12 protein-coding genes are annotated in these 11,936 nt (G+C 53.1%); 10 read left to right on the forward strand and 2 right to left on the reverse strand.

What is annotated here, in order from left to right; translation table 11 throughout:
- Positions 1–39: 39 nt before the first annotated feature.
- From JQC75_RS03070 to JQC75_RS03085, 4 genes are all read left to right on the forward strand, one after another.
- Positions 40–300 carry a hypothetical protein gene (locus tag JQC75_RS03070; RefSeq protein ID WP_203326033.1) on the forward strand — a complete coding sequence of 87 codons (261 nt, stop codon included), beginning with the start codon at positions 40–42 and terminating at the stop codon, positions 298–300.
- A 434-nt stretch (positions 301–734) separates the two neighbouring features.
- On the forward strand, positions 735–1,343 hold the full coding sequence (locus JQC75_RS03075; RefSeq protein WP_203326034.1) for a DUF5610 domain-containing protein: 609 nt from the start codon (positions 735–737) through the stop codon (positions 1,341–1,343).
- Between the two features lie 79 nt (positions 1,344–1,422).
- Positions 1,423–2,169, forward strand: coding sequence for a ferredoxin--NADP reductase (locus JQC75_RS03080; protein WP_203326035.1), 747 nt, complete (start codon positions 1,423–1,425; stop codon positions 2,167–2,169).
- A gap of 18 nt (positions 2,170–2,187) precedes the next feature.
- On the forward strand, positions 2,188–2,790 hold the full coding sequence (locus tag JQC75_RS03085; protein ID WP_203326036.1) for a glutathione S-transferase: 603 nt from the start codon (positions 2,188–2,190) through the stop codon (positions 2,788–2,790).
- Here the strand turns inward: JQC75_RS03085 and JQC75_RS03090 are convergent.
- Positions 2,787–3,290 (reverse strand): hypothetical protein, encoded by a 504-nt coding sequence (locus JQC75_RS03090; RefSeq protein WP_203326037.1) that lies wholly within the window; start codon positions 3,288–3,290, stop codon positions 2,787–2,789. The genes JQC75_RS03085 and JQC75_RS03090 overlap by 4 nt on opposite strands.
- 239 nt (positions 3,291–3,529) lie before the next feature.
- On the opposite strand from JQC75_RS03090, the gene JQC75_RS03095 reads away from it, so the two are divergent.
- From JQC75_RS03095 to JQC75_RS03115, 5 genes are all read left to right on the forward strand, one after another.
- On the forward strand, positions 3,530–4,537 hold the full coding sequence (locus tag JQC75_RS03095; RefSeq protein WP_203326038.1) for a Fe(3+) ABC transporter substrate-binding protein: 1,008 nt from the start codon (positions 3,530–3,532) through the stop codon (positions 4,535–4,537).
- A 59-nt stretch (positions 4,538–4,596) separates the two neighbouring features.
- Positions 4,597–6,225, forward strand: coding sequence for an ABC transporter permease (locus JQC75_RS03100; RefSeq protein ID WP_203326039.1), 1,629 nt, complete (start codon positions 4,597–4,599; stop codon positions 6,223–6,225).
- A gap of 1 nt (position 6,226) precedes the next feature.
- Complete coding sequence (locus JQC75_RS03105) at positions 6,227–7,252, forward strand: ABC transporter ATP-binding protein (protein ID WP_203326040.1); 1,026 nt, start codon at positions 6,227–6,229, stop codon at positions 7,250–7,252.
- 53 nt (positions 7,253–7,305) lie between these two features.
- Entirely contained in the window at positions 7,306–9,012 is a 1,707-nt protein-coding gene (gene ggt, locus JQC75_RS03110) for a gamma-glutamyltransferase (RefSeq protein WP_203326041.1), read from the forward strand.
- Between the two features lie 107 nt (positions 9,013–9,119).
- On the forward strand, positions 9,120–10,055 hold the full coding sequence (locus JQC75_RS03115; protein ID WP_203326042.1) for a Dyp-type peroxidase: 936 nt from the start codon (positions 9,120–9,122) through the stop codon (positions 10,053–10,055).
- Between the two features lie 63 nt (positions 10,056–10,118).
- Here JQC75_RS03115 and argR read toward each other — a convergent pair whose 3' ends face one another.
- Positions 10,119–10,583: a transcriptional regulator ArgR gene (gene argR, locus JQC75_RS03120; protein WP_011758789.1), complete on the reverse strand. Its 465-nt coding sequence runs from the start codon at positions 10,581–10,583 to the stop codon at positions 10,119–10,121.
- Between the two features lie 286 nt (positions 10,584–10,869).
- On the opposite strand from argR, the gene mdh reads away from it, so the two are divergent.
- Positions 10,870–11,805, forward strand: coding sequence for a malate dehydrogenase (mdh, locus tag JQC75_RS03125; RefSeq protein WP_203326043.1), 936 nt, complete (start codon positions 10,870–10,872; stop codon positions 11,803–11,805).
- Positions 11,806–11,936 lie beyond the last annotated feature (131 nt).

Genomic DNA, 11,936 nt, shown 5'->3' on the forward strand with positions numbered 1-11,936 from the left:
CATAATCCTAAAAACGATAAAAATTGTCACGGAGTCGCTATGAAAAACATCGCTTTGCTGGTCAATTTGGAAGGTATGAACGAAAAAGTCACCACCGACTGGAACGCAGTTTCGGCGACCTTGAAAAAGCGTCAGGTGACTCATGAAGCGCTGGTGGATATCTATGCGCAGCTCTGTGCGGGGCTTAAGGTGTCGACACGGGGATTGACACTGGCCAAGCTGAACACGGATATGGTGTTGGACAATGTGATCCGCAGCGCCAACGCTGGTAACCAGCCTTCGGCAGGCTTTTACGGTTAGGGCTACTTACTTTGAGGATGGAGGTTTACGCCATCCCTCACACAGCAACGGCAAATGCTTTTCCCCGTCGGCAGGCGCCAATCGAATGATGCGTCCATCCCTGAAACAGAGTTGTTCTCCTTCAATCTCGGTCAATCTGTCGCAGTTCTGACAACTGGTACTGCGAGGTTTGGCCTCGGGTATGTTTGGCTTATTCACTATCCGGATCCTGAGCTTTAAATGGTTGATCCAGTCCCCACTTTACTCCTTAAGTGTTAACTGAATCAATATTTGGGCGGCCATTATACTCAAGGCTGGTTAAGTTTAAATTAAAACTTAAGTCGAGTGTGTACCCCGTTGCTTTCTCGCAACACCAGGGCGACTTTTTATTAAAGTTGTACAAAAATTATCCGATACAGAGGTTAAGTAGGCTTGTGCCAGTATCGAGGTAACCCATGGAAATTCGCCCATCCCAACCCAATCACGGCGCCACAGTGTCTCAAGTGGCAAAAGACAAGAGCCCTGGAACCGGCAAAAATCATGGTGAGAGTGTTGCCGTGGTTGCCAGCCAAAAGACAGCAGCACACTCCAGCCGTGCCTTGATGAACGCAGCGATACTCTCTGCGCAGCAGGAGGTTAACTTAAGTGCTGCCAACGAACCCATGGTGTTACTTTATCGCGCCGCGATTGAGGCTATCAATGAACAGCTGGCGCCTACACAGGGCGAGCAGGCCATTGAGCGCCTCGCCGAGGAAGGCGTTGATACTTCTCCGGAAGCCACAGCGGGCAGAATAGTCGATTTTGCGACCCAGTTCTTCAGCGTCTATCAATCACAAAATAGCAGTCAGTCTTTCGAGCAGCAGTTGGAAGGTTTTATGGGAGTGATAGGCGGTGCTATCGACCAGGGCTTTAAAGAGGCCAGAGATATACTGGATGGCCTGAAGGTTCTGGAAGGCGATATCGCCGCCGGAGTTGATAAGACCTACGACCTGGTACAGCAAGGGTTGAAGGATTTTGCCGAGAGAATGAATCCACAACATCATGAAGAGAGCACAGCAGGATAAACGTCTCCATTAAAAAGGGTTTTTATTTTCTCCTCCCTTGCTTATGCTGGAACTGCAGCCACAAAGTAGGGGAGGCGACATGTGGGTTGAAGGCCGGGTGTTGCAAAGAAGGGATTGGACCGACAAGCTGTTCAGTCTCAAGATTGATGCCAAAATAGCGCCCTTTATCGCGGGCCAGTTTATCAAACTCAGTTTACCCAGCGAGGACAAGCGCATAGCAAGGGCTTACTCGCTGGTTAACCCTCCCGGAACAGACTATATCGAGGTGCTGGCCGTTGCCGTTGAAGAAGGCGAGTTGTCCCCAAGGTTGCAGGACTTAAGCCCTGGTGATGTGCTTCAAGTTTCTGCCAGTGCGACCGGCTTTTTAACCCTGAGTGAATTACCCGACTCTCCCGTCGAAGGGCGTCAGCTGTGGATGCTGGCCACAGGTACCGCCGTCGGCCCCTTTATTTCCATGCTGGGCACAGCAGAGCCTTGGGAAAGGTTCGAACATCTGGTGCTCGTTTATGGAGTTCGCCGGGCTGAGGATTTGGCCTATCTCGATGAGTTGCAAGCCCTGGCAGCGAGCAGGCCAAGGCTTCAGCTTATCTTATCCGTTACCCGCGAAACAGTACCCGGTGCCTTGCACAAAAGGATCCCCGATGCGCTGGCGTCCGGTGAGCTGGAGGCCGTGAGCGGCCTTACATTGTCTGCAGAGCATTCTCAGGTAATGATTTGTGGTAATCCTGAGATGGTTGCAGGTACGCAGGCGTTATTACTCGAACGCGGTCTTTGTAAAAACCTTCGCCGGACGCCAGGGCAAATCACCGTTGAAAAATATTGGTAAATACACAAGGAATTCCCCATGAAGCTTTTATGTTCTGCACCTTCGCCTTATTCCCGCATGGTTCGAATCCTGGTGCGCTATCTGGAATTGGATGTCGAAGAGCTGAACACAAATCCATTGGAAAATGGCGATACCTTGCTTAGTGCCAATCCGTTGGGACAGATCCCCTGCCTGTTTCTGAACGATGGTTCTGCCTTGTACGACAGTGAAGTGATCTGTCGCTACCTTGATGCGACCTATGCCAGGAGCCAGCTGTTTGGTGAGTCCGGTTTGGATTGGCATGCCCAGTGCCAGTTTTCCCTGTTAAAAGGCCTTATCGACAGTGCCGTAAAGCTGCGGCAGGAACAGATGCGGGAAGAAGAGGGGGTGCGCTCTGCGTTTTGGACGTCCCGTTTCGAGCAGGCGTTGCTGAGGGGAATTCGTGAGCTGGAACGTCAGGGAGCCGGGAGTTCAGATCGTATCAATGCCCGGAGTATAGCGTTGGTGTGTTTACTGGATTATATGGATTACCGGCATCCGGCACTGGAGTGGCGCAATCTTGCTCCGGCGCTGGCACTTTGGTTTGAAGAGGTGCGTGAACTGCCAATATTCCGTGAAACCCGCCCGGATAAAGCCTGTTAAACATCGGTAATGCGCCGTCCCCTTGGGAGTTGGCGCTTATTTTTTTCGCCAAAATGACCATACAGTTCTTCAGTCAGTCCATATCTTGCCCGCCTGTCTGAGTGCGGCATCCGGCGATCTTCAAAGTGCTGGTAGTGGCAATGGCACGCCTCAGCGTTACAACCCTTCAGCGGAATTGCCGGGGCTTCACCTGAGAGAAATCTTTGTCCATCAATTGCCTGTCGGGCATCGCAGTCATTCTGGCCTGCAACCACACTGACACAGTGAAATGGATGCAGTCCCTGTGGTCTTGTACCATTAATTCTGGCTTGATGCTCAACCTCTTCGAGTGACTCATACACGCCAAATTCTTTGGGGATTTCCAGCTCATGGGGCACAACAGGATGCTTTTTGTGTCTGCAATGGCGGTGACGTTGATGCCAGTGATCCGATTGATACTTGCTGTAAAGAAACCAGCCAACTGAAACTATCAGAGCCAGCAACAGCAAAAACAAGTCCATAATGCTCGCTCCTTTGCCGGTAAACAATTAAGTTTCAGTTTAGTTTAGTTTGAGATAATCCGCGGTTTTGCTTCTGGCGCAAGTATCTAACATGCTGAACAGTATCGATAAATTTTATTGACTCAGCTAACAATTTGACGAGTTTAAGTTGTCAGCCGCGACCCCTTGGATTACCCTGTTTGAAGTGATAATAATTATCATTAGTTTGTTTTGGTTTAAGCAAATTCTGGGAGTTCGAGATGAAATTGTCCAAAGGGGTATTGTTCGCAGGCCTGGCCTGTTTGACCGGCTCTTCCATGGCGGCTGACAAGCTGACCGTCTATTCCTACCGGCAGGCGTTTTTGATCGAGCCCATACTGGCCGAATTCACCAAAGAAACCGGTATTCAAACCCAATTGGTGTTTGCCAAAGATGGTATTGCAGAGCGTCTGCAACGAGAGGGTCGTCTGTCTCCGGCGGATTTGGTATTGACCTCTGAGTTCTCCAAACTGATGGAACTGGTTGATAAAGATTTGGTGGACAAGGTGCAAAGCCCTGTACTCGAGAGCAACATTCCAGCGCAGTTGCGCTCCGCCGACGGTGACTGGTATGCCCTGACGGTGCGCACCCGCAGCCTTTATTCTTCCAAAGAGAGACTGGGTAAGCTGGATATCGACTACGAAGATCTGGCTGATCCCAAGTACAAGGGTAAAATCTGTACCCGCAGTGGTAAGCATCCGTACAACATTTCGCTGGTGGCCTCGATGATTGCCAATAAAGGCGAGGCCGAAACAAAAGTCTGGCTTGAAGGTTTGAAAGCCAACCTGGCACGTAAACCTCAGGGGAACGACAGGGCACAGGTCAAAGCCGTAAAGGAAGGCTTGTGTGACATTGCCATTGGCAACAGCTATTACTTTGGCGCCATGATGCAGGATCCGGAGCAGAAGAGCTGGGCCGATGCCGTGTACATCAATTTCCCCAATCAGTCTAACCGTGGCACCCATATCAACGTATCCGGCATGGCCATGCCCAAATATGCGCCAAATAAAGAAAAGGCTGTGAAGCTGATGGAGTTCTTGGCATCGGATAAGGCACAACATGCCTATGCGGAAGTCAACATGGAGTATCCGGTTAAAGTTGATGTGAAACCGTCGGACGTGGTGGCGTCATGGGGCGAGTTTAAGGCCGATACTCTGGCCATAGAAAAGCTTGCTGAATATCACGGTGCAGCCGTAAAACTGCTTGATGAAGTGAAATTCGACCTCTGACGATAGCATTCGCCTAAATCGCGCGGCGCCATCGGAGGGCGCCGCCACTGGAATACACTATGGTAGTTGGATTGCCCAGGCGCTGGTCGTTTTTGGGTTTTTTTATTGCATTCTTGTTTTTAACGCCGCTGCTGGCGCTGCTGGCCACCGCCGCCCTGCCCGATGGTGAGGTGTTTGCACATCTGGCCGAGACAGTGCTGCCCACCTATATCCTCAATACCCTGCTGCTGATGCTCGGCGTCAGCCTGTTATCGGCATTGCTGGCGATTCCCGCTGCCTGGTTGGTGGCTCGCTGTCATATGCCGGGTAAGCGCTTTTTTCAATGGGCCTTGTTGCTGCCACTGGCGATGCCTGCCTATGTCGTGGCCTATGTTTACACGGATTTGCTGGACTACCCCGGGCCAATTCAGCGGGCCCTGAGGGCACTGCTTGGCGTTAACAGCGTCAACGATTACTGGTTTCCCGATATCCGCAGCCTCGGCGGCGCCACGCTGATTCTGGCCTTGGTGCTCTTCCCCTATATCTTTTTGCTGGCCCGAACGGCCTTTATGGAACAGTCACTGAGTTTGCTGCAGGCATCCCGACTGATGGGGGCCAGTGAGCGGGAAAGCTTTTGGCGCTTGGCGCTGCCCATGGCAAGACCCGCCATTGCCGCCGGTGTGGCGCTGGTTGCCATGGAAACCGCCGCCGACTTCGCCACCGTCAGTTATTTTGCTGTGCCTACTCTGACCACGGCCGTATACGACACCTGGCTTGGCTATGGCAGTTTAGCCTCGGCTTCCAAGCTATCGATGATCATTCTGGTGGCCGTATTTTTACTTATCTGGCTTGAGCGATTTGCCAGGCGCCGACAGCAGCTGTTTCAGCGTCAGGCGCTCACGGGACAAATCCCCCGCCTGACACTGGGACGCTGGCGCTGGGTGGGCCTGGGTTATTGTACCTTGCTGCTGTTTGCCTCTTTTTTGCTGCCACTTGGCATCTTGCTGGGTTATGCGGTGCGCTACTTCGACCTGAGTTGGCAGGGCGAGTTTTGGCGTTACAGTTGGAACAGCTTTTCACTGTCGGCCATTGCGGCCGTGCTCTGTGTTGTGTTTGCGCTGGCGCTGCTCTTTATCGCCCGAATAAGCCCAAGAGCGCAGGATGCCATGCCCGCGCGGCTCGCTTCAACGGGCTATGCCTTACCGGGTACAGTGCTGGCAATCGGTGTACTTGGCCCCCTGACCTGGCTCGATTTCGGCCTTAATGATTTTTGTACCTGGCTGGGGATTGATGGCCCCGGGTTACTGTTCACCGGCAGCACCCTCGCACTGATTTTTGCCTTTTGCGTGCGTTTTATTGCCATTGCCATAGGTGGTATCGAAAACAGCTGGCGCAGGCTGTCTCCGTCGCTGGACATGGCGGCTTTGTCGATGGGCAAGGGGCCTGTGGCCTTGTTCTTCAGAGTGCATTTACCGCTGCTTCGCACCGGGATATTGGCCTCACTGCTGCTGGTCTTTATTGAGGCCATGAAAGAGTTGCCGGCTGCGCTGCTGTTAAGACCCATTGGGTTTGAAAACCTTGCGACCAAGGTGTTCGAGTATGTGTCGGATGAGCGGCTGGAGCAGGGCGCTCTGGGTGCCATCGTGATTGTGTTGGTGGGATTGGTACCGCTGGTGTTTTTAAACCGTTCCATCGAGAAGGAGAGCTGATATGTCGACCTTAAGCATTCAGGGACTTCACAGCGATTATCGAGGTGAGCAGGTGCTGCGTGGACTCAACCTGACCCTGACTCAGGGCGAAATCACCGCGCTGCTTGGCCCCAGTGGCTGTGGTAAAACCACCTTGCTCAGAACCATTGCCGGGCTTCAGGACATTTCTGCCGGCAGCATTGCCATTAACGGGAAAACCGTCAGCGCTGATGGCTGCTTCGTTGCACCGGAAAAACGCAGCATCGGCATGATATTTCAGGACTATGCCCTGTTTCCTCATCTCACCGTTGCCGACAATATCCTGTTTGGTGTTCGTCAGTTGGATAAGCAAAGCCGCAATGCCAGGCTTGAGGAAATGCTGAGTCTGGTCAAACTGGAAGGCCTGGGAAAACGCTATCCCCACGAGTTGTCGGGTGGCCAGCAGCAACGGGTGTCTATCGCCAGAGCCTTGGCCTATGAGCCGGATCTTCTGCTTCTGGATGAACCTTTTTCCAATATCGATGCCCAGGTGCGCCGGGCTTTGATGCTGGAAATTCGTGCCATTCTCAAGGCTCGCAATGTCAGCGCGGTGTTTGTGACCCACAGCAAGGACGAGGCCTTTGCCTTTGCCGATACCCTGGCGCTGTTTGAAGAGGGCCGCATAGTGCAGCACGGCATTCCGGAAACCTTGTATCAAAGTCCCAATACGCCCTATGTGGCCGACTTTCTCGGCGCCAGCAATTATCTGGATGTGAAGCTTGAAGGCGGGCAACTCATCAGCACCCTGGGGGCTTTCCCTTTGCCACACGACTTTAAGGCTGCGTCAGACGCTGGACGTTGGCTGCTGCGCCCAGAGCAGTTGTTGATTGAAGCCAGGGACGATGGTGCCGGGGAAATTCTTGAGCGCCGCTTTCTCGGAAACGGTTGCCATTATCTGGTACGCCTTGGAGAGCAGGTGCTGGATATTCACAGCCACCTGGGACACCTCGCCTGTGGCAGTCGTGTCAGCTTGTCAGCTACGGCCGATACACCGGTTATCTTTGCTTAAACAGGTGATTATTGAGGTAAACCTGTGTAGTTTGTGTTCTGGGAGGACTCAGCATGAACAGGTTTACAATCACCATTTTTGCCCTGGCCGTTATCGGACTGGGCCGCAGCGAAGGAGTGTTGGCCATGGACAGGATCACAGGTAAGGCGTTTGCCAGTCGTTCGGAGGTCTATGCCACCCAGGGGATGGCGGCGACCAGCCAGCCGCTGGCCACTCAAGTCGCCCTGGATGTATTGAAAGCCGGAGGCAGCGCAGTGGACGCGGCCATTGCCGCCAACGCCATGCTCGGGCTGGTAGAGCCCACAGGCTCTGGCGTGGGTGGTGATCTTTTTGCCATTGTCTGGAGCGCCAGGGACAAGCGCCTTTATGGCTTAAACGCCTCGGGCCGCAGCCCCAAGTCACTCACGCTGGAGATGCTTAAGGCACAGGGGCTTGAGTTTTTGCCACCCTTTGGCCCGCTGCCGGTATCTGTGCCGGGCGCCGTGGATGGCTGGTTCGAGCTGCATGACCGCTTCGGCAAACTGCCGATGTCGCAAATTCTAAATCCGTCCATCGAATACGCCCGTAAGGGCTTCCCCGTTTCCGAACTTATCGCGTTTTATCTGGAAGGCAGCGCCAGACGCCTCGCCAAGTACCCGGGTTTCAGCGAGACCTATATGCCCAATGGCAAAATGCCCGCCAGGGGCGAGATCATGAAAAATCCGGCTTTGGCCAATACCTACGAGCAAATTGCCAAAGGTGGCCGGGATGCCTTCTATAAGGGTGATATTGCCCGCAGTATCGACAGTTACATGAAGGCCAATGGCGGCTACTTAAGTTATGAGGATCTCGCGAGCCACACCAGCGAATGGATAGAGCCGGTGTCAGTCAACTACCGTGGCTATGATGTGTGGGAACTGCCGCCGAATGGTCAGGGTATCGCAGCGCTGCAAATTCTAAAAACCCTCGAACCTTTTGATTTAAAAGCCATGGGGCACGACAGTGTCGACTACGTGCACCATTTTGTTGAAGCGAAAAAGCTCGCCTTCGCTGACAGGGCGCGTTTTTACGCCGACATGGCCTTTGCCGACGTGCCAGTGAGTGAGCTTATCTCAGAGCGCTATAATCGCGAGCGCGCAAAGCTCATTGGTCCAAGAGCCGCCAAGTCGGTGGAGCCGGGTAACCCCAATCTGCAGCAGGGCGATACCGTGTATCTCACCACCGCAGACAGCGAAGGTAACATGGTGTCGCTGATCCAAAGCAATTTCCGCGGTATGGGGTCGGGAATGACACCGCCGGACTTGGGCTTTGTGCTGCAGGATAGGGGGCAGCTGTTTGATTTAACCCCCGGACGCCCCAATTCCTATGCGCCTGGCAAGCGGCCCTTCCACACCATTATCCCTGCGTTTGTGACCAAAGACGGTAAACCCTGGCTCAGTTTTGGGGTGATGGGCGGTGCCACCCAGCCGCAGATGCATGCGCAAATCATGATAAACCTGATTGATTTTGGGATGAATCTGCAAGAAGCGGGCGATGCGCCGCGTATTCTGCACTCTGGGTCGAGCGAGCCAACCGGCGAGGTGATGACGGATGGCGGTTATGTGAGCCTGGAGTCAGGATTCTCCATGGAAACCCGTCGTGAGCTGGTGAAAAAGGGCCATGTTCTGCGGGATGCCCTGGGGGAGTTTGGCGGATATCAGGCCATTGGCATCAATGTGGAAACAGGCGTATATCGCGGAGCCTCCGAGAGCCGAAAAGATGGCCAGGCTGCAGGCTATTAGCGCCAATAACAACCAATCTCGTGTAATGTGCGTCGGTCGGTGATAATTTTTCCTAAAGAACGGGATAATATGACCGACAATGACATACTCAGTAAGGTCTTAATTATATGGATAATCAGGTTATGCCACGTGAACAGTTGGGCGTATGCGCCGAAGGCAATCTTCACGCAGTCTATCTGATGTTTAACGCCAATGAAGGTGTTGAACAGTCGCTGCGTGCGAGCCTGGCCAGTGTTGCCCAGTACCTTTATGACCTCACGGACCAATACGCCGACAGCGCCTTTAATGGTTTTGTGGCTGTGGGTGCCAACTATTGGGACAGCCTGTTTGGTCAGGAGCGCCCTGCAAAGCTGAAGCCTTTTCCGGCGATGCACGAAGGCAACCGGGAGGCGCCGGCGCTGGAGTACGATTTATTTGTGCATCTGCGTTGTGATCGCCTGGACATTCTGCATCTGGTGGCCAATGAGGTAAATCAGATGCTCGACGAGCTGGTGGAGCTGGTGGATGAAGAACGTGGTTTCCGCTTTATGGATAACCGTGATCTGACCGGATTTGTGGACGGCACTGAAAATCCGCGTGGTCGACACCGTCAGGAGGTTGCGCTGGTGGGGGATGAAGATCCTGCGTTCCGGGGCGGGGCCTATGTGCACGTGCAAAAGTTTGCCCACAACCTATCGAAGTGGCACCGCTTGCCGGTGAAAAAGCAGGAAGACATCATCGGCCGTACCAAGGTGGACAATATCGAATATGAGTCTGCCGATAAGCCGCTGACCAGCCACATCAAACGGGTCAACCTGAAAGATGAGCAGGGCAACTCGATGGAGATTTTGCGCCAGAGTATGCCCTATGGTTCGGTGAAAGAGCAGGGGCTGATGTTTATCTCTGTCTGTCGCACCCCGTCGCATTTTGAAAAGATGCTCCACTCTATGGTTCACGGCGATGGCGAAGGGAATCACGACCACCTGATGCATTTCACCCGTGCGTTGACTGGCTCGTCGTTTTTTGCGCCGTCATTGGATTATCTAATCCAGGGGCAGGATTGAAAAAAGCGCCCCTCGGGGCGCTTTTTTAGTTTGAATTATGTGCTTGTCCCAATGTGTGTTAGGTTACTCGCTGTAATTAAACAGGGACTTAACCGTTTCCAGCGTGTCTTCGATGGTCTTGATGCTGGAAGGGCAGATAAAGATGGTATCGTCGCCGGCGATGGTGCCAAGGATCCCTTCGGGTTTACCGATGGAGTCCAGCAGGCGGGCTATTAACTGGGCGGCCCCCGGGCTGGTACGTACTACAATCATGGCCTGGTTATGGTCCACATCCAGCACCAGATTCTTCAGCGGGCTGCCAGCAGTGGGTACGCCGAGTTCGGCAGGCAGACAGTACACCATCTCCTGTTTGGCATTTCGGGTACGCACCGCGCCAAACTTGCTCAGCATGCGGGAGACTTTGGACTGGTTGATATTGCTGAAGCCTTCGGCCTGCAGCGCATTAACTATCTCGCTCTGGGAACCGAAACGCTCTTCCTTTAACAGCGCTTTGAAGGTTTTTACGAGGTCATCCTGATTTTTTTGCATAGTGGGCTGCTTTGTTGTTATTCAAAAATCTAGCGCATTTTGCATATTTTAAAGCCAAAAGTCAACAAATCCCCGCTTGTTGTGAATAAAAATGCATGTCACGGCGGCCGTCCGGACGGCTGGTCAAACACCTGTTTCAATTTGCTGACAATCACAGTGGAAAATGCCGTCAAACCTTGGCCGCAGCCGACTAAGGGATAATTGAAATTTGTGTGACGATGCTTTAATGTGGCGCCATCATTTGAGGATCCACCTCACAAATTCCGAGATATAACGGAGAATACCTATGAAAGTTGCTGTTCTTGGTGCCGCCGGTGGTATCGGCCAAGCCCTCGCCCTACTCCTGAAAACCCAACTGCCTGCTGGTTCTAAACTGTCTCTGTATGACATTGCCCCTGTAACACCAGGTGTTGCGGTGGATCTGAGCCACATCCCAACTGCCGTTGAGGTGAAAGGTTTCTCCGGTGAAGACCCAACGCCTGCGCTGGAAGGTGCCGATGTGGTGCTGATTTCCGCTGGCGTGGCCCGTAAGCCAGGTATGGATCGCTCTGATCTGTTCAACATCAACGCAGGTATCGTTCGTAACCTGATTGAAAAAGTGGCAGTGACCTGTCCAAAAGCTTTGGTTGGTATCATCACCAACCCGGTAAACACCACTGTGGCCATTGCCGCTGAAGTGCTGAAGAAAGCCGGTGTTTACGACAAGAACCGTCTGTTCGGTGTAACCACTCTGGACGTTATCCGCGCCGAGACCTTCGTTGCCGAAGCCAAGGGCGTTGACGTAAGCAGCGTGAAAGTAAATGTGATTGGTGGCCACAGCGGCGTGACCATTCTGCCTCTGCTGTCGCAAATCGAAGGCGTAAGCTTCTCTGATGAAGAAGTTGCTGCCCTGACCAAGCGTATCCAGAACGCCGGTACCGAAGTGGTTGAAGCCAAGGCCGGTGGCGGCAGTGCGACCCTGTCTATGGGGCAGGCAGCTTTCCGCTTTGGTATGTCTCTTATCCGTGGTCTGCAAGGCGAAGCCAACGTGGTTGAATGTGCCTATGTTGACGGCGGCAGCGAACATGCAGTGTTCTTCGCTCAGCCAGTGCTGCTGGGTAAAAACGGCGTAGAAAAAGTACTGCCTTACGGCGAAGTGAGCGCGTTCGAAGCCAACGCCCGCGATGCCATGCTGGATACCCTCAAGGGCGATATCCAGCTGGGTGTGGACTTTGTAAAGTAAGCATTCCGCAATCACAAAAAAACGGAGCCTGGTGCTCCGTTTTTTTATGCCTTAAATCTGTCCTTGATCTGTGACATGGATTTGCCATTAACCCTTGCATTTATGTGGAAAATTATTGATTTTGTTGTCAA

It is taken from the genome of Shewanella litorisediminis (assembly GCF_016834455.1).
GTDB classification, from domain to species: Bacteria; Pseudomonadota; Gammaproteobacteria; order Enterobacterales; family Shewanellaceae; genus Shewanella; species Shewanella litorisediminis.